General features: G+C 61.1%; 23 protein-coding genes. 17 read left to right on the top strand and 6 right to left on the bottom strand.

Annotated features, from left to right (window positions below; translation table 11 throughout):
- Positions 1–18 precede the first annotated feature (18 nt).
- From iolE to FHX10_RS13415, 5 genes are all read left to right on the top strand, one after another.
- Positions 19–936: a myo-inosose-2 dehydratase gene (gene iolE / locus FHX10_RS13435; RefSeq protein WP_097542958.1), complete on the top strand. Its 918-nt coding sequence runs from the start codon at positions 19–21 to the stop codon at positions 934–936.
- 154 nt (positions 937–1,090) lie between these two features.
- Positions 1,091–1,888, top strand: a complete 798-nt coding sequence (iolB, locus tag FHX10_RS13430) for a 5-deoxy-glucuronate isomerase (protein WP_183908337.1) — start codon at positions 1,091–1,093, stop codon at positions 1,886–1,888.
- 122 nt (positions 1,889–2,010) lie between these two features.
- Positions 2,011–2,184, top strand: coding sequence for a DUF1127 domain-containing protein (locus FHX10_RS13425; protein ID WP_184389510.1), 174 nt, complete (start codon positions 2,011–2,013; stop codon positions 2,182–2,184).
- 66 nt (positions 2,185–2,250) lie between these two features.
- Positions 2,251–3,087: a helix-turn-helix transcriptional regulator gene (locus tag FHX10_RS13420; protein ID WP_168332343.1), complete on the top strand. Its 837-nt coding sequence runs from the start codon at positions 2,251–2,253 to the stop codon at positions 3,085–3,087.
- A 101-nt stretch (positions 3,088–3,188) separates the two neighbouring features.
- Entirely contained in the window at positions 3,189–3,350 is a 162-nt protein-coding gene (locus tag FHX10_RS13415) for a hypothetical protein (RefSeq protein WP_164735939.1), read from the top strand.
- 90 nt (positions 3,351–3,440) lie between these two features.
- On the opposite strand, the gene FHX10_RS13410 is transcribed toward FHX10_RS13415, so the two are convergent.
- The gene (locus FHX10_RS13410) at positions 3,441–4,808 is read right to left on the bottom strand and encodes an MATE family efflux transporter (protein WP_097623047.1); all 1,368 of its coding nucleotides are present in this window, start codon (positions 4,806–4,808) and stop codon (positions 3,441–3,443) included.
- A gap of 87 nt (positions 4,809–4,895) precedes the next feature.
- Positions 4,896–5,333, bottom strand: a complete 438-nt coding sequence (locus FHX10_RS13405; protein WP_183908339.1) for a glyoxalase superfamily protein — start codon at positions 5,331–5,333, stop codon at positions 4,896–4,898.
- Positions 5,334–5,503: 170 nt separating this feature from the next.
- Between FHX10_RS13405 and FHX10_RS13400 the strand changes: the two genes are divergently transcribed.
- Positions 5,504–5,641, top strand: coding sequence for a hypothetical protein (locus tag FHX10_RS13400; protein ID WP_168332345.1), 138 nt, complete (start codon positions 5,504–5,506; stop codon positions 5,639–5,641).
- A gap of 46 nt (positions 5,642–5,687) precedes the next feature.
- On the top strand, positions 5,688–6,020 hold the full coding sequence (locus FHX10_RS13395) for a hypothetical protein (protein ID WP_028755928.1): 333 nt from the start codon (positions 5,688–5,690) through the stop codon (positions 6,018–6,020).
- On the opposite strand, the gene FHX10_RS35115 is transcribed toward FHX10_RS13395, so the two are convergent.
- Positions 5,971–6,222 carry a hypothetical protein gene (locus FHX10_RS35115; protein WP_063474224.1) on the bottom strand — a complete coding sequence of 84 codons (252 nt, stop codon included), beginning with the start codon at positions 6,220–6,222 and terminating at the stop codon, positions 5,971–5,973. The genes FHX10_RS13395 and FHX10_RS35115 overlap by 50 nt on opposite strands.
- Before the next feature lie 91 nt (positions 6,223–6,313).
- Here FHX10_RS35115 and FHX10_RS13390 point away from each other — a divergent pair, with 91 nt between their 5' ends.
- Entirely contained in the window at positions 6,314–7,180 is an 867-nt protein-coding gene (locus FHX10_RS13390; RefSeq protein WP_028755927.1) for a LysR family transcriptional regulator, read from the top strand.
- 53 nt (positions 7,181–7,233) lie between these two features.
- Here the strand turns inward: FHX10_RS13390 and FHX10_RS13385 are convergent, their stop codons facing one another.
- Positions 7,234–7,680: a host attachment protein gene (locus tag FHX10_RS13385; protein ID WP_028755926.1), complete on the bottom strand. Its 447-nt coding sequence runs from the start codon at positions 7,678–7,680 to the stop codon at positions 7,234–7,236.
- 162 nt (positions 7,681–7,842) lie between these two features.
- On the opposite strand from FHX10_RS13385, the gene FHX10_RS13380 reads away from it, so the two are divergent.
- The 3 genes from FHX10_RS13380 to FHX10_RS13370 all read left to right on the top strand — a co-directional run bounded on the left by FHX10_RS13380 (position 7,843) and on the right by FHX10_RS13370 (position 10,088).
- On the top strand, positions 7,843–8,244 hold the full coding sequence (locus FHX10_RS13380) for a DUF2177 family protein (protein ID WP_183908341.1): 402 nt from the start codon (positions 7,843–7,845) through the stop codon (positions 8,242–8,244).
- A gap of 222 nt (positions 8,245–8,466) precedes the next feature.
- Positions 8,467–8,868: a pilus assembly protein PilZ gene (locus FHX10_RS13375; protein ID WP_028755924.1), complete on the top strand. Its 402-nt coding sequence runs from the start codon at positions 8,467–8,469 to the stop codon at positions 8,866–8,868.
- 104 nt (positions 8,869–8,972) lie between these two features.
- The gene (locus tag FHX10_RS13370; RefSeq protein ID WP_184389509.1) at positions 8,973–10,088 is read left to right on the top strand and encodes a pyridoxal phosphate-dependent aminotransferase; all 1,116 of its coding nucleotides are present in this window, start codon (positions 8,973–8,975) and stop codon (positions 10,086–10,088) included.
- Positions 10,089–10,223: 135 nt separating this feature from the next.
- Here the strand turns inward: FHX10_RS13370 and FHX10_RS13365 are convergent, their stop codons facing one another.
- A complete protein-coding gene (locus FHX10_RS13365; RefSeq protein ID WP_028755922.1) occupies positions 10,224–10,490 on the bottom strand; it encodes an SEL1-like repeat protein in 267 nt (88 codons plus the stop codon).
- A 447-nt stretch (positions 10,491–10,937) separates the two neighbouring features.
- Here FHX10_RS13365 and FHX10_RS13360 point away from each other — a divergent pair, with 447 nt between their 5' ends.
- From FHX10_RS13360 to FHX10_RS13350, 3 genes are all read left to right on the top strand, one after another.
- Positions 10,938–11,276: a DUF2147 domain-containing protein gene (locus FHX10_RS13360; RefSeq protein ID WP_097631093.1), complete on the top strand. Its 339-nt coding sequence runs from the start codon at positions 10,938–10,940 to the stop codon at positions 11,274–11,276.
- A 261-nt stretch (positions 11,277–11,537) separates the two neighbouring features.
- Complete coding sequence (locus FHX10_RS13355) at positions 11,538–11,717, top strand: hypothetical protein (protein ID WP_028755920.1); 180 nt, start codon at positions 11,538–11,540, stop codon at positions 11,715–11,717.
- 87 nt (positions 11,718–11,804) lie between these two features.
- Entirely contained in the window at positions 11,805–13,310 is a 1,506-nt protein-coding gene (locus FHX10_RS13350; protein ID WP_183908343.1) for an AMP nucleosidase, read from the top strand.
- Between the two features lie 9 nt (positions 13,311–13,319).
- Here the strand turns inward: FHX10_RS13350 and FHX10_RS13345 are convergent, their stop codons facing one another.
- Positions 13,320–13,535, bottom strand: coding sequence for a hypothetical protein (locus tag FHX10_RS13345; RefSeq protein ID WP_183908345.1), 216 nt, complete (start codon positions 13,533–13,535; stop codon positions 13,320–13,322).
- Positions 13,536–13,689: 154 nt separating this feature from the next.
- On the opposite strand from FHX10_RS13345, the gene FHX10_RS13340 reads away from it, so the two are divergent.
- From FHX10_RS13340 to FHX10_RS13330, 3 genes are read left to right on the top strand one after another with little or no spacing between them, the layout of a single operon-like run.
- Positions 13,690–14,046: a YciI family protein gene (locus FHX10_RS13340; RefSeq protein WP_183908347.1), complete on the top strand. Its 357-nt coding sequence runs from the start codon at positions 13,690–13,692 to the stop codon at positions 14,044–14,046.
- 10 nt (positions 14,047–14,056) lie between these two features.
- Positions 14,057–14,416, top strand: coding sequence for a YciI family protein (locus FHX10_RS13335; protein WP_028755916.1), 360 nt, complete (start codon positions 14,057–14,059; stop codon positions 14,414–14,416).
- Between the two features lie 2 nt (positions 14,417–14,418).
- The gene (locus tag FHX10_RS13330; RefSeq protein ID WP_028755915.1) at positions 14,419–14,778 is read left to right on the top strand and encodes a YciI family protein; all 360 of its coding nucleotides are present in this window, start codon (positions 14,419–14,421) and stop codon (positions 14,776–14,778) included.
- Positions 14,779–14,786 lie beyond the last annotated feature (8 nt).

The following is a 14,786-nucleotide window of genomic DNA, read 5'->3' as shown; positions in this document are numbered from 1 at the left end:
CTTTTAAGGAGAATGTTGATGAAGGCCAAACTCGGCATGTCGCCCATCGCGTGGTGGAACGACGATCTTCCTGAGCTCAGCGACGATGTGTCCCTCGAGGAATGCCTGCGGCAATCGCGCAGCGCCGGTTTCACGGGCATGGAGCAAGGCCGCCGTTTCCCCAGCAATCCGGAAGAGATGCTCCCGATTCTGCGCGCCGCCGACGTGACGCTGTGCGGCGGCTGGTTCTCCGGCACGCTTGTCAATGAGGAGCTTGCCGCCAACAAGGACCGCATCGCGCCGATGATCGCGCTGTTCAAGGCGGTCAATGCGCCTTGCATCGTTTATGGCGAAGTCGGCCGCTCCATCCAGGGCGATCGCTCCAAGCCGCTCGCCACCAAGCCGCGCCTCTCCGATGACGAGATGAAGGCCTATGCGCGACGCGTCACGGAATTCGGGGAATGGTGCGCCGAGCAGGGCATGCCGCTTTCCTATCATCACCACATGGCTGCCGTGGTCGAAACCGAGCCGGAACTCGACGCCTTCATGCGCTCGTCGGGTGAAGGCATTCCGCTGCTGCTCGATGCCGGGCATCTCGCCTTTGCCGGCGGCGACGTGCTGCGCGCCATCGAAAACCACCACGCCCGCATCAACCATGTTCACGTCAAGGACATCCGCAAGGCCGTGGTCGATGGGCTGGACCGCAGCCGGCAGTCCTTCCTCGATGCGGTGGCGCTCGGCGCCTTCACGGTGCCTGGCGACGGCTCGCTCGATTTCGGCGCCATCGTCCAGCGGCTGGCCGATCACGGCTATGAAGGCTGGTTCGTCGTCGAGGCGGAACAGGATCCGCGCAAGGCGCCGCCGCAGAAAATGGCCGAGATCGGCCATGCCGAATTGATGCGCGTCATGACGGCCGCGGGTTATACCGTGGAAACGGAAGGTTTTCCAAAGGGGTAACAGAACGAAAGACCCCTCCCCTCCGGGCACCTTCTCCCCACTGGGGAGAAGGGCGAATGGAAACGGCGAGGCATGTCCCTTCTCCTCTCGGGGAGAAGGTGGCGGCAGCCGGATGAGGGAGGCCGCATCCGCCAATTTACGAGGAGAAACACCAATGCCAAACCTCAAGGTGAAACCGTCCGGCACGCATGGCCGCGTCACGCACGTCACCCCGGAAAATGCCGGCTGGACCTATGTCGGCTTCGATCTGCATCGGCTGAAGCCGGGCGAGACCGTTTCGGGAGAGACGGGCGATCGCGAAGTCTGCCTCGTCTGGGTGACCGGCAAGGGCAAGGCATCGGCCGGCACCAGGGATTTCGGCACGCTCGGCGGCCGCATGAACCCGTTCGAAGGCGCCCCGCATGCACTCTATATCCCGATGGAATCGACATGGTCGGTGACGGCGGAGACCGATCTGGAGCTTGCCGTCTGCTCGGCGCCCGGCGGCGGCACCTATCAGGCAAAGGCCATCCCGCCCGGCACGCATCCGCAGGTAACGCGCGGCAAGGGCACGAATGTGCGCTACGTCAACAATATCATGCCGGAAGACGACAGCTCGGCCCATTCGCTGCTGGTCGTCGAGGTGATCACGCCGGGCGGCCACACCTCCTCCTATCCGCCGCACAAGCACGACCAGGACGACCTGCCGAATGAGAGCTTCCTGGAAGAGACCTATTACCATCGCCTCAATCCGCCGCAGGGCTTCGGCTTCCAGCGCGTCTACACCGACGATCGCTCGCTCGACGAGGCAATGGCGATCGAGGACGGTGACGTGACGCTGGTGCCGAAGGGCTATCACCCCTGTGCCGCCTGCCATGGCTATGATCTCTATTATCTCAACGTCATGGCCGGACCGAAGCGGATCTGGAAATTCCACAATGCCGCCGAACATGAGTGGCTGATGAAGGCGTGAGGGCTGTCTCAGATCGCTAAATAATCTGACAGCGCAAAATCGCCGCTGATGGTTCACTGCTCCATCCAAACACGGATGGAGGATCACCATGCATAGCTCGAATTCCAATCTCGGCCCGCAATATGCGGCCCGGCCTGTTCCTTGCCATCATCAACGCAGCACACTGGCTGGCGCGCAAGATGAACGAACGGCGCAACTGCAATGCGCTGATGGAGCTGTCCGACGAGCAGCTGAAGGATATCGGCCTTTCCAGGGGGCAGACCGAAAGCGACGTCCATGTCTACAGTCGCTACTGAAACTTGAGCGTGATATTGTGCCGGCAGGTCGCCTCACCGGGCGACCTGCCTGACCCGGAACATGCCATGTCGCAGTTTTCAACAGCACCGCTCCTGAAAACGAAGACGGTCACCATTCGTGACATTGTCTGCAATGGCGAATGCCGCCACAAGAGCGACGAGGAATGCGCCCACAGGACGAGCCTCGTCTATCCCTATCGCGGCGTATTCATGCGGCATGTCGGCCGCAACGACACGGTGGCCGAAGCCAATCAGGTCGTGTTCTTCAATGCCGGCCAGGGATATCGGATCAGCCACCCCATCGAGGGCGGCGATGCTTGCATCGATCTGGCGATCGACGAATCCATGCTCGAAGAACTCACGCCGAAGGATCAGGTGCAGCCCGGCCAGGCCTTTTCCTTCCGCCGTCAGCGCCGGCGGATCGATCCGCGCGCCCAGGCGCTGGTCGCGCTCCTGCGTCATGGTCTGCGCCGCAACGTCGCCGAAACGCTGGAGGCGGAGATACTGGCGCTGACGCTGGTGCGCCGCTCGCTCGGCGAGCGCACATCGCACGCAGCGGGCGCCAGCGCCGGCCGGCAGAAACTTGTCGACCGGGCCAAGCTGGTGCTCTCCTCCGATCTCGCACGACGCTGGACGCTTGCGGAAATCGCCTCGGAAGTCGGCGTGTCGTCGGTTTATCTCACCCAGGTCTTCCAGCAGGTCGAGGCCACACCGCTTTATCGCTACCAGTTGCGGCTGCGGCTTGCCCGGGCGCTCGATCTGCTCGGCCAGTATGAGGATCTGACGGCGCTCGGTCTCGATCTCGGCTTTTCCAGCCACAGCCATTTCAGCGCGTCCTTCAAGCAGTCCTTCGGGCAGACTCCGGCCGAATTCCAGCGCTCGACGCAACTACGGCTGAGGTAAAAGCCTCCGTAAATCGCTAAAGATTTCGACAGCGGCGATGCGGTCTTCGATGATCTTATGAGCCTGTCCCGATCTGGGGACGATAACCGGAGGATCACCAGATGAAGAAGACCACATGCGCTGCCTGCGACTGCGAACTCGGTCCGGAAACCATCACCGTCAAGCTCGGGGGCAAGACTGTCGAGGTCTGCTGCCAGGAATGCGCCGAGGCGTTGAACGAGGCGGAAGCTGCGACATCGGCCGCTTCGAGCGCCAATGAATGACGGTATCAGATAGAGCCGCCAGTGAACTGACCTCGAGGGTTGATGTTAACCTTCGAGGGTCAATTCACGAGGCGGCACGGCTTTGCCGTATCAGGCGGGCAGAAGCCCATAGCGCCAGCCGCGGCGTTTGGCGTTCTGCGACAGCACCAGGACGGCAAGGATGACCATGCCTGCCTCGGCAAAGACCGGCACCATCCAGATTCCCTGCTCGCCGAAGATGAAGGGAAGCAGGAAGGTGAGCGGCAGGGTCAGCAGATAGGGCCGCGACAGGCCGAAGATCGCGGCGCGCGGCGCATCGCCGATCGATTGGAAATAGGACGACAGGATCAGCATCTGCCCAAAGAGAAAATAGGCGGCGATCGTCCAGGGCAGAATTCGCCTGACCTCGGCTGTTATGGCGGGATCGGCGACGAAGACGGCGCCAAGGCGGCCAGCCAGCAACTCGACGGTAACCTCCACCAAAGTGCAATAGACGAGTGCTGCGAGCATGGCGATCTGCAGGCTGCGGCCGACGCGAAGCCCGAGGCCGGCACCGTGATTGTTGCCGGCGATCGTCTGCAGGGCGATGCTGAGGCCAAGCAGCGGCAGATAGGTGAAGGTCATGATCCGGGTGATGATGCCGTAGGCGGCAATCGTGGCGACATGATCTGCCACGCTCCAGAGCGAGACATTGATCAGAATGGCGGCCGAGGCCAGCGATATGCCGATGAAGCCGAGGCTCATCGGCGCGCCGAAGGCGACGATGCCACGCCATTCGGCAAGTGCTGCTCCAGAGGACGGCCTGAGTGCCGTGGGCCGACGCCAGCGGTAGGCGAGCACGGCTGCAAGACAGACGAATTGCGAGGCGATAGAGCCGGCTGCCGAACCGAGCACGCCCCAATGCATCACCGCCATGAACAGCCAGTTGGCGAAGATGTTGAGCAGCGAGGCCGACAGCGTCACCAGCGTCATGAAGCCGATCTTGCCTTCGCAGCGCAATCCGTCGAGATGCAGCGACAGAAAGAAGCTGACCGGCCCACAGGCGATCATCGCGCCCATGAACAGCGTTGCGCCATCGGTTACGGCGGAATTGCCGGCAGCACCGGCACCGATGATCTGCCGGCCCACCGTCCAGTAGACCAAATTGAGGATAAGGGTAACGGCGAGCGCCAGCGCATGCGCGCCGGCAAAGACCCGACGCGCACCATCGCGATTGCCGGCACCCAGCCGGCGGGCGAGGATGCTTGCCATGCCGTTCGAGACGAGCGATTGCAGGGCGATCAGCAGCATCAGCCCCGGGAAAATCAGGCTGACGGCAGAGAGCGCGTCCGGGCCGACATAGGCACCGAGGAAATAGGCGTCGACGACGGTGAACAGGCCGTTGACGGTGGTGATCGCGACGATCGGCGCCGCCGTCTTGATGAAGACGCCCGGCAGCCCGCCGGTGAGGAACGCATTGCCCTGGGAAAGATCGGTCATGGAGAAATCCGTGTCATATCGGCGAGTCCCGAGCCCGGCTTGTAAGCATGCGGATTCGGGCCGCCTCAAAAGAAAAAGAGAAGCAACTTACAGGTCGAGCACCAGATGCGGCAGACCGTTCGAGGTCTTTCTCGGCGACACGCCGTCGGCATCGATCTGCGCGTTCACGCGCCGGCGAAAGGCCGAGAAGCTCTCGAAGGTGACGACATCCACCGGCTCGTCGAAATGGATGGTGATCCTGTGGAGATCGCCGCCCGGCAGGGCCGAAAGCGCCAGAACCTCGCCGGTGAACGGCTGGTTGAGATAACGGCCGCGAATATGCGCGCCGACGAAAAGCGGCGCCTTTGGAGCGGCATTGGGTTTTGCCGCAAGGGCTGCGAGCGTGTTCCAGTCGCGCACGCCGTGCTGGCGGGCGATCATTTCCAGCGCCGCACTGTGGGTCAGCGGAGTGCCGCGATCGTTCATCGCCTGGCGCAGACGCTTGGCCTGAACCTTCAATTCTTCGATGGCAGGATAGGTCGTCATGGAGTGAGCCTTCACAAGGCATGCTCTTCGACTGCGGATGGGAGCTCGCATTGCCGCCAGTCAGCATGCACAAGGGGCCGTGACCATGATCGCGAGGGCTTCACCATGGATTTTCATCCGCGAGCGGCCGGTGCCTCGAACCGACCCTTGTATGCGGCAAGGACGCAGGCATGTCAAGAATGGCGCAGATGCGCTGGGAAATGAGCAAATTTGGAGCAAACCTGCCCGAAATCGGTGCGATTTTCCCGCAGATTTCGCGGACGCATTCAATTCTAACGATGTTCTTCAGCAAGCGTCAGCATTCCTAAGCTAATATCCTGTCCTATACCAGCGGAGGCTAAAAGGGCCTTTCAGATGCACCTCGACACAGAACATCCCAAGCCGGAACGTGCTTACAGGGAATTCAATCTCGACAGGCCGGGCAACATCATCTTCGTCGGCCATCATCTCAGCACCGGAACGCAGGTGCGCTGCCTGATCCGCACGATCACGCTCGCCGGCGCCCTGCTCGAAGTCAGCCCCAACCTGGAAATGCCGAGCCATTTCTTCCTCGAAATCCTCGGCATCCATGACGAGATCGGCTCGACCGTCGTCAAGCGCGAAGGCGAATTGGTGACGATCAGCTTCAACATGCTGCTCAATCCGGAATTCCTGCACCACGTGCTGCGGCTGAGCTTCGAAAGCTGAGGCTTTTTGCGATCCGCGAAACATCGCGGCGCATCGCCTTTGTTTCGGCGCCCCGCCGTGCAGCGAGACGCGCGATGATCGGAACGACCCAGAGAAATCCGCGCCATTCCGGCCTATCAAGCGGATCGGCAAAACGATCGCGGCGGATCCGGCGATTGCGGGTTTCGACTTCCTTAAAGAGAGTAACCCAGTTGAGATCCATTGCTTCGTCCTCCATCTATTGGCTCGTGCACTTGAGCTAAGCCTTCGCGCCCATCCGATGTAGAGGCGTGGGGGAAAGGGGGTTTTCATCCATGAAAGATGCCAGCTGGGACGACCTGCAGCTTTTCTTCCATGTCGCGACCGGCGGCGGGCTTTCGGCGGCGGCTCAGCGCACCGGGCTCAGCGCCCCGACCATCGGCCGGCGCATGCTGGCGCTCGAACGGGTGACGGGCCGCTCGCTGTTCAGCCGCGGCCCCACCGGTTATCTGCTCGCCAAGGATGGGCAGGAACTGCTCGATCGCGTCCGGCTGATGCAGGATGCCGCGCGTGCGATCTCGGACTGGCGCGGTGAGGTGCTGACACTACCGATCGTCTCGACGGCCGCCGACAGCTGGACCTTGCGCTTCATCGCCGATCATCTGGCCAGCGTCTGGACGCCGAAGGACAGCTTCCGCATGTGCTACAAAACCTCAGATGCGAGTGTTGATTTCACCTATCGGCAAGCGCATATCGCCGTTGGCCACAGCCGGCCGGAGAGCGGCAACGTCGCGATCCGCCGTTCGGTCAAGGTGGCACATGCGGCCTATCAGGCGGCAGATTATGACGAGGCCAATTGCAACTGGATCTCGCTCGGCACCGATACCGCCATCACGCCGGCCGACAAATGGACTTTCGAACAGCCGGATTACTGGATCACCAGCTGGACGAACACGCCGCATATGCTGTTTCACCTGATCCGCGGCGGTGCCGGCCGTGGCGTGCTTCCCTGTTTTATCGGCGATCACGAGCGCAGGCTCGTCCGCGCCGGGCCTGTGATCGACGAGCTGACGTATGAGATGTGGATTGTTGCGCATGATGACGAGCGGCAACGGCCGGAGGTCAGGATCGTCATCGACCGCCTGGCGGCGCTCTTTGCCGATCGTGAAGAGCTGTTTGCTGGGCGGATGCCATTGGTATGACGCGAAAACGCGGGCCTCTCGACCCGCGTTTCCTCAAGTTACTGCGAACGGGCTCAGGCCGCGAGATGCCGCTCGATCTCGTCGACCGGCATATTGGTATAGTCCTTCGCCAATTCCGCGGAGATCGCTGCCTGCGTATCGGCGCTGAGGGCCGGCCGCAACGCGCCGAGCGCCTTCGGCGGCGCAACGAGGATGATGCGGCGGGCATCCTTTTCCTGCGCCAATTCGTCCAGCCTTTCGGCCAATTGTTTCAGAAACTGGGCTTCGGCCTGATCCTGCCAGTTGGTCTCCTCGACGGCGCTGCCGCTGAAGCCGTTGGCGGCATGGCTGCGGCCGGGCTTATCGGCGCCAATCTCGCGATCGGGCGCGCTCGGCTGCGTCAGGGTTTCCAGCACCTTCAGGTTCATCAGTTGGGCATCGCCGGCATTCTGCATGATCAGAGCCTTGGCTCCATTGCAGACCACGACCCATGATTTCCAAGGGACTTTGACATCAGTCATTTTCAATTCCTCACTGTCGTCATTCGAAGCGCGCCATGCTTCATCGTTCAAGGCAGAACGCCTGGCCATTGAAAGAGTTCGGGAAAATTGCAACGAAATCGAACGGGCAGCGATCCGGCCGGCCTTTGCTGCGTAAAAAGGGCCAAGTTCGGGAGACTGACGATGAAGACATCACTGCTCGCCTATGCCGGCGCCGTTCTCACCCTTCTCGTCTGCGACGGAATCTGGCTCGGCCTCATCGCCCGCAATTTTTATCGCGACCAGCTGGGCGCGCTGATGCTTCCCTCGCCCAATCTTGCGATCGCCGCCTTGTTCTACCTGCTCTTTGCCGCGGCCGTGGTCGTGCTCGCCGTGCTGCCGGCGCTGTCGGAAGGCTCGATCGTCACCGCATTTCTCCACGGTGCCATTCTGGGACTGGCGGCCTATGGCACCTATGACATCACCAATCTTGCCACGCTTCGCAACTGGCCAGTCGTCATGAGCCTGGTCGACATGGCCTGGGGCACGGCTCTGACGGCGCTGACCGCCGCCGGCGGATATCTTGCCGTCAGATTTCTGGGCTGAAACCACAAAACCGCGTCCCGATAATGAACATGAAGGCGTCCCGCTTGGGAACAAAGTTTGAACTCGTTAAAATTGTAATTTTATATTTGACGAATGTGCAAAACATTCATGTGACCTTGGTTGGGATCAAGACCAGTTGCTCGATCAAGCCAGCCTGAATGAGATCAAGGTCAGCTTGATTGAGATAAACCCCCAATGTGTCCTGACTGACGGAGAATGTGAATGACTATGCTCCGCGCTACACACCTTGCCACGGTCAAGTCCGCCGTCTACGACCAGCGCTGGGAAGAATTCATCGTCAAGCGGCCGGCCCGCATCGTCGCCGTCCGGCCATGCCTGACCGGCGTCTCGATGCGAAGCGCCGAGATCATCGATATATCCCAAGGCGGCGCCACCTTCATCGTCTCGACCACGGCCGGCCTGCCGAAGCATTATTATCTCAACATTCTCGGCCTCGCCTATCGCATCGGCTGCGCCGAGGTCTATCGCCACAAGGAACGCATCGGCGTCCGGTTCATCAACATCATGGACCCCGAGGTTCTACGCCGCGTCGTGCGCACCGATTTCCTCGTGGGCAACATGGAAGCGATCGCCGCCCGACGTGCGCCGATCTTCAGGGCGTGAACCGTCCCATAACAGGCTTGTTGCAGAAATAATCTTGCTTGCGTTGGCCGTGCCCGGGCCTATTGTTTCGTCAATTGTCAATATGCCCGGGAACCCGCTTTCGCATGTCCGCCTTTTCGCGCTTCACCCCCCTTGCCAGCGCCCTGCCCTCCACAGTTCCCTTTGTCGGCCCCGAGGCGATCGAACGCCAGCGCGGACTTGCCGTTTCGGCGCGCATCGGCGCCAATGAGAACGGTTTCGGCCCAGCCGCTTCCGTGTTTGCCGCGATGCGCGAGGAGGCCGGCAATATCTGGAAATACAATGATCCGGAGAATTTCGCGCTCAGGGAAGCGCTTGCCGCCCATCTCGGCGTCTCGGCCGGCAACATCGCCATCGGCAGCGGCATCGACGAATTGCTCGGCCAGATCGTCCGGCTGGTGATCGAACCGGGCGCGCCCGTCGTCACCTCGCTCGGCGCCTATCCGACCTTCAATTTCCACGTCGCCGGTTTCGGCGGCCGGCTGGTGACCGTTCCCTACGCCAACGACCGCGAGGACCTCGACGGCCTGCTCGATGCCGTGAAGCGGGAGAATGCGCCGCTCGTCTATTTTGCCAATCCCGACAATCCGATGGGAAGCTGGTGGGATGCCAAGAGCATCGTCGCTTTCGCCCGGGCGCTGCCCGAGACGACGCTGATGGTGCTCGACGAGGCCTATAGCGAGACGGGGCCGGCAGGGTCGCTGCCGTCGATCTCCTCGCTGATCGAGCTGCCGAACGTCGTTCGCACCCGCACCTTCTCCAAGGCCTACGGACTTGCCGGCGCACGCATCGGCTATGTGATCTCGACGCCAGGCACGGCGCAGGCCTTCGACAAAATCCGCAATCATTTCGGCATGAACCGGCTGGCGACGGCAGCAGCGCTGGCCGCCCTCAAGGACCAGGCCTATCTCGTCGAGGTGGTCGGGAAAATCCATGCGGCGCGGGAGCGGATCGGCGCTATCGCCCGGGCGAACGGTCTCGAGCCCCTGCCCTCGGCGACCAATTTCGTGGCGATCGACGCCGGACGCGACGGCGTTTATGCCCGCGCGATCGTCGACGGGCTGATGGAGCATGGCGTCTTCATCCGCATGCCTGGCGTGGCGCCGCTCAATCGCTGCATTCGCATCAGCGTCGGGCCGGAGGCGGATATGGCGCTCCTCGAAAACGCGCTGCCGCAGGTGCTGAAAAAGATCGGCCGATAAGGGCAAGAACCGCGGCCGGTGGAGGATCCGGTCGCGGTTCCCTTCTCCCGGCGTCGGCCCCGTCCAAAGCGCCCCGCCAGCTCCCTCTTTCCGAGGTTGTTATATCGTTCCTACCGAATTGCCGGCAGGTGGGTGTCAGTGAACCGTCATCCACTCGCGGGCGGCGCGCAGCGCTGCCACGAGCTGCATCTTGTCCATGGCGGCGGCCACGTCGGCACGAAGCTCGGCGGCGCGATCGTTGCCCTTGATGGCAGCGATGTTCAGCCATTTGTGGGCGGCGACGAGATCGACTTCACAGCCGCGGCCGGTCGCATACATCAGACCCATTTCGCAGAAGACATCGGCGTTGTTGTCGCCACCCATGGTGGCCGTTTCAGCATTGTGCATTTCAAAGCGTGCCATCGGTTTTATCCCTGTTAGCCTGTTTATGACTTACCCTGTTTTACCTCCGGGCCTTGCCGTCTATCGCGGCTTGGCGGCCCTTCCGGTCCGGCGGGTTTGCCCCGCTCGTTTGATGGCTTCACTATGCCGAACGGCCTTCAAAAAACGCCTAAAATGCATGATTAATTCTAGACAAACAAAGTGCAAATGCTTGGTAAATTTGGGTTTTTGTTAAACATCAGATTCCTTGCGAATTAAGGATTTTCGCGCCAATTTTACGAAAGATTCAGATTTGAAAATAAAGGGATCGTTCATCATGAAATCAGCAGGCGATATCTTTGCAAGCTCGCCGCATGGCTTTTTTCTCCGGTTTTTCACTCGATCCGCAGAACAACGATCGGGCTTATTTACCTTTACGTTCGCGTCAGTTATTTTCGCGGCCGATCAAGGGACATCATGGAGGAAAAGATGATCCGCAGCTTCGTTCTCGCCGGCACTATTGCAATGATTGCGGGCATCGCGCATGCCGAGGAGCCGATCGTCGGCAATTGGAAGACGGCCGCCGGTGATACGGCGGTGATCGCATCCTGCGGCGGCAGTTATTGCGTGACGCTGAAGACCGGTAAATATGCCGGCCGGAAGATCGGCACGCTTGCGGGAACCGACGGCAGCTATGCGGGCGAGATCACCGACCCGGCCGCCGAAAAGACCTATAGCGGCTCGGGCAAGGTTTCCGGCAATTCGCTGAGAATGCAGGGCTGCGTGATGAAGATCCTCTGCAAGTCGCAGACCTGGACGCGGCTCTGATCCATCGACAGATCATCCCCAATACAGAAGCATGCCGGCACACCGGTATGCTTCGATGCCCTTTGCGGCCCCATTCGGTCAGCCGTCCGGCGATGGCCGAATGGGGCCGATCCGACTGACGACCCCTTATAAATCCTCTCCGCACCCCTCCGGAGCCTGCCCCGCAAGCTGAACGGCGGATGAACCGGCATCTCAGCACTCGTTCAGCCGCGGCATGACAAAACTCTTGTCACGATAGAGTTGCGTATCGGGGACAAGGCAATGGACCTCTATATTCTGGCAAGACGCTTTAGCATCATCACCCTGTTTGCGGCGATCTTCGCGGTCACATTTTCGGCGGTCGTGGTGCACGAAGGCGGTGGCGGTGCCCAATCGCATTTCGGGGCGAGCTATACCTGCCTGGAGAGAAACGGCACCTTCTGCGCGCCTGCGGTGCGATGATAGGCACCAGACGCGGAAGAGGATAAAAAATCGGAATCCGTCGGCGCGCGTCGTTTGCTTGTCAAAAACAACTCTCTATAATGCGTCATGAACAAACGAATCTCCCCTTTGTCGCCCCTCGACACATCCTCTCCACCTCCTTTCCAGCCCGAGAGTTTCGATGATCCCGCCAAGGCGGTCGAGGCGCTGACGGCGCTTTACGAGCGCAATACGGCTTTTCTGATCCAGAACTTCACCGAACTCGCACAGGGCGCGCCGATCTCCTCGCGCTACCGCGCTTTTTATCCGCAGGTCAGCATCGAGACAACAAGCTTCGGCCATGTCGATTCCCGGCTTTCCTATGGTCATGTCACAGCACCCGGCATCTATACGACGACGGTCACCCGGCCGAAGCTCTTCAAGCATTACCTGAAGGAGCAGCTGGCGCTGCTGATGAAGAGCCACAATGTTCCTGTCATCGTCTCGGAATCGACGACGCCGATCCCCTTGCACTTCGCCTTCGGCGAGGGTGCGCATGTGGAGGCATCGACCAACGCCTTCATCGACGTTCCGATGCGCGATATCTTCGACACGCCAGATCTCAACACCACCGACGACGAGATCGCCAACGGCGAATATATCCCGCCGCCGGGAGAGCCCTCGCCGCTTGCGCCGTTTACCGCGCAACGCATCGACTATTCGCTCGCCCGACTGTCGCATTATACGGCGACGCATGCCGAGCATTTTCAGAATTTCGTGCTGTTTACGAACTACCAGTTCTATATCGACGAATTCTGCGGCTGGGCGCGCAAGCTGATGGCCGAGGGCGGCGGCGATGGCTATACCGCCTTCGTCGAGCCCGGCAATGTCGTCACCCTGCCCGGCTCGAACGCGCCGGAAACGGATGCGGCGCTTACCCGCCTGCCGCAGATGCCGGCCTACCATCTGAAGAAGAAGGGCCATGCCGGGATTACCATGATCAATATCGGCGTCGGCCCCTCCAACGCCAAGACGATCACTGACCACGTCGCCGTGCTGCGCCCGCATGCCTGGCTGATGCTCGGCCACTGCGCCGGTCTTCGCAACAGCCAGCGGCTTGGCGACTATGTGCTTGCCCATGCCTATATGCGCGAGGACCATGTTCTCGACGACGACCTGCCGGTCTGGGTGCCGATCCCGGCGCTGGCCGAAGTGCAGGTGGCGCTGGAAGCGGCCGTTGCCGAAATCACCGGCTATGAGGGTTTCGAGCTGAAGCGCATCATGCGCACCGGCACCGTCGGCACGATCGACAACCGCAACTGGGAACTGCGCGACCAGCGCGGGCCGGTGAAGCGGCTCTCCCAGGCGCGCGCCATCGCACTCGACATGGAATCGGCGACGATCGCCGCCAACGGCTTCCGCTTCCGTGTGCCCTATGGCACGCTGCTCTGCGTCTCCGACAAGCCGCTGCACGGCGAATTGAAGCTGCCGGGCATGGCGACGGCCTTCTACCGCACGCAGGTCAACCAGCATCTGCAGATCGGCATCCGCGCCGTCCAGAAGCTGGCCGCCATGCCGAAGGAAGCGCTGCATTCGCGCAAGCTGCGCAGCTTCTTCGAAACGGCCTTCCAATAGGCCGTTTGCTCATCTGCCTGCCGCAACCGACGCCGAGCCGTCGGCCAGCATCTGCGGCCTGCCGGCGGCAAGGTTCAGCCCTGAAATCAGCAGGGTGAAGGCGACGATGACGAAGGCGATGCGCAGAAGAGCCTTCAGCGCATCGGCATCGTCCAGCCCCAATTGACGCTTCTCGCGGCGGCGTGCCCAGATCTGGCTTGCCAGGGCGATTTCAAGAATGCTCATTGTCGTTCTCCTCGACAGGTTTCGATGAAGCCTTGTCGAGTGCTGTCTGGCGATTTCGACAGCCGGCCGGAACAAAGATTTTTTCCGCCGCTGTCGAAATGCGTGGAGCTCGGTCGTCCAGGGTTATTGAATACTCACAAGGAGGCTGCCTGCGATGAAATATCTCTGTCAGGTCTGGTTCGATGGCGGTGTGCTCGACGCCATGACGAAAGAGGAGAAGGCCGAACTCGACACCAATTCCCTGGCCTATGACAAGGACCTTGCCGAAAACGGGCATATGATTGTCGCGCAGGCGCTGCAGCCGCCGACATCGGCGGTGACCGTGCGGGTGCGGGGCGGCGAGATGTCGGTGACGGACGGTCCCTTCGCCGAGACGAAGGAGGCGCTCGGCGGCTTTATCCTGATCGAGGCAAAGGATCTCAACGAGGCGATCCGCATCGCCGCCGGCATTCCGCTCGCCAGGCTCGGTGCGATCGAAGTGCGGCCAATCCACGAATTCGGAGCTAAATGAGGAGAGACCGATGAAATTTCTATGCCAGATCTGGTTCGACACGGAAAAAAGCAAGCTGGTCCCTCAGACCGAATGGGATGCGCTCACACAGGAGTGCATCACCAGCGACAATCGCTGGCGCGAGAGCGGTCATCTGCAGGTGGCGCTCGCCTTGCATGAACCGTCAACGGCGATCACGGTCCGCCTGCGCAATGGCGAGGCCTTTGCGACCGATGGCCCATTTGCCGAAATCAAAGAGCACCTCGGCGGTTTTGTGCTGATCGAAGCCGAGAACATCGAGGAGGCGAAGACGATCGTGTCGAGTTTTCCGATCCTCAAATATTGCTCAATCGAAGTGCGCCCGACTTACTCCATCCAGGATGGGAAATAGCCATGCGCTACATCTGCCTGATTTATAACAGTGCCGACACCGACGGCAGGCTGACCGCGGCGGAAACCGATGAACTCGTCAAAGCGCATTTCGCCTTCGACGAGGAGCTGCGCCGCGACGGCATCATGATCCATGCCGATGCGCTTGAGATGCCTGATAAGGCGACCGTGCTGCGTGTTCGAAACAACAGCCTGTCAGCCACCGACGGCCCCTATGTCGAAACCAAGGAGCATCTGGCCGGCTTTTACGTCATCGAGGCGCCTGACATGGTGAAAGCCAGGGAGATTGCCGGGCGGATCCCATCGGCACGTTTCGGCGCGGTCGAACTGAGGCCCGTGCGAATGCTGACCCTGCCGGACTGAGGTGGCCC

The organism is Rhizobium sp. BK591 (assembly GCF_014195045.1).
Lineage (GTDB): Bacteria > Pseudomonadota > Alphaproteobacteria > Rhizobiales > Rhizobiaceae > Rhizobium > Rhizobium anhuiense.
Note: the sequence above shows the minus strand (reverse complement) of the source record. Positions and strands in the feature narration are given on the sequence as shown.

Excerpts from the sequence above, each read along its gene's own strand:
- FHX10_RS35115 (WP_063474224.1), bottom strand. The coding sequence starts at position 6,222 with ATGGATCTCAACTGGGTTACTCTCTTTAAGGAAGTCGAAACCCGCAAT.
- FHX10_RS13335 (WP_028755916.1), top strand. The coding sequence starts at position 14,057 with ATGAAATTTCTATGCCAGATCTGGTTCGACACGGAAAAAAGCAAGCTG.
- FHX10_RS13365 (WP_028755922.1), bottom strand. The coding sequence starts at position 10,490 with ATGGCACGCTTTGAAATGCACAATGCTGAAACGGCCACCATGGGTGGC.
- FHX10_RS13360 (WP_097631093.1), top strand. The coding sequence starts at position 10,938 with ATGATCCGCAGCTTCGTTCTCGCCGGCACTATTGCAATGATTGCGGGC.
- FHX10_RS13375 (WP_028755924.1), top strand. The coding sequence starts at position 8,467 with ATGACTATGCTCCGCGCTACACACCTTGCCACGGTCAAGTCCGCCGTC.
- FHX10_RS13355 (WP_028755920.1), top strand. The coding sequence starts at position 11,538 with ATGGACCTCTATATTCTGGCAAGACGCTTTAGCATCATCACCCTGTTT.
- FHX10_RS13370 (WP_184389509.1), top strand. The coding sequence starts at position 8,973 with ATGTCCGCCTTTTCGCGCTTCACCCCCCTTGCCAGCGCCCTGCCCTCC.
- FHX10_RS13350 (WP_183908343.1), top strand. The coding sequence starts at position 11,805 with ATGAACAAACGAATCTCCCCTTTGTCGCCCCTCGACACATCCTCTCCA.
- FHX10_RS13345 (WP_183908345.1), bottom strand. The coding sequence starts at position 13,535 with ATGAGCATTCTTGAAATCGCCCTGGCAAGCCAGATCTGGGCACGCCGC.
- FHX10_RS13385 (WP_028755926.1), bottom strand. The coding sequence starts at position 7,680 with ATGACTGATGTCAAAGTCCCTTGGAAATCATGGGTCGTGGTCTGCAAT.
- FHX10_RS13410 (WP_097623047.1), bottom strand. The coding sequence starts at position 4,808 with ATGACCGATCTTTCCCAGGGCAATGCGTTCCTCACCGGCGGGCTGCCG.
- FHX10_RS13330 (WP_028755915.1), top strand. The coding sequence starts at position 14,419 with ATGCGCTACATCTGCCTGATTTATAACAGTGCCGACACCGACGGCAGG.
- FHX10_RS13380 (WP_183908341.1), top strand. The coding sequence starts at position 7,843 with ATGAAGACATCACTGCTCGCCTATGCCGGCGCCGTTCTCACCCTTCTC.
- iolE (WP_097542958.1), top strand. The coding sequence starts at position 19 with ATGAAGGCCAAACTCGGCATGTCGCCCATCGCGTGGTGGAACGACGAT.
- FHX10_RS13420 (WP_168332343.1), top strand. The coding sequence starts at position 2,251 with ATGTCGCAGTTTTCAACAGCACCGCTCCTGAAAACGAAGACGGTCACC.
- FHX10_RS13395 (WP_028755928.1), top strand. The coding sequence starts at position 5,688 with ATGCACCTCGACACAGAACATCCCAAGCCGGAACGTGCTTACAGGGAA.
- FHX10_RS13400 (WP_168332345.1), top strand. The coding sequence starts at position 5,504 with ATGTCAAGAATGGCGCAGATGCGCTGGGAAATGAGCAAATTTGGAGCA.
- FHX10_RS13425 (WP_184389510.1), top strand. The coding sequence starts at position 2,011 with ATGCGGCCCGGCCTGTTCCTTGCCATCATCAACGCAGCACACTGGCTG.
- FHX10_RS13390 (WP_028755927.1), top strand. The coding sequence starts at position 6,314 with ATGAAAGATGCCAGCTGGGACGACCTGCAGCTTTTCTTCCATGTCGCG.
- FHX10_RS13405 (WP_183908339.1), bottom strand. The coding sequence starts at position 5,333 with ATGACGACCTATCCTGCCATCGAAGAATTGAAGGTTCAGGCCAAGCGT.
- FHX10_RS13340 (WP_183908347.1), top strand. The coding sequence starts at position 13,690 with ATGAAATATCTCTGTCAGGTCTGGTTCGATGGCGGTGTGCTCGACGCC.
- FHX10_RS13415 (WP_164735939.1), top strand. The coding sequence starts at position 3,189 with ATGAAGAAGACCACATGCGCTGCCTGCGACTGCGAACTCGGTCCGGAA.
- iolB (WP_183908337.1), top strand. The coding sequence starts at position 1,091 with ATGCCAAACCTCAAGGTGAAACCGTCCGGCACGCATGGCCGCGTCACG.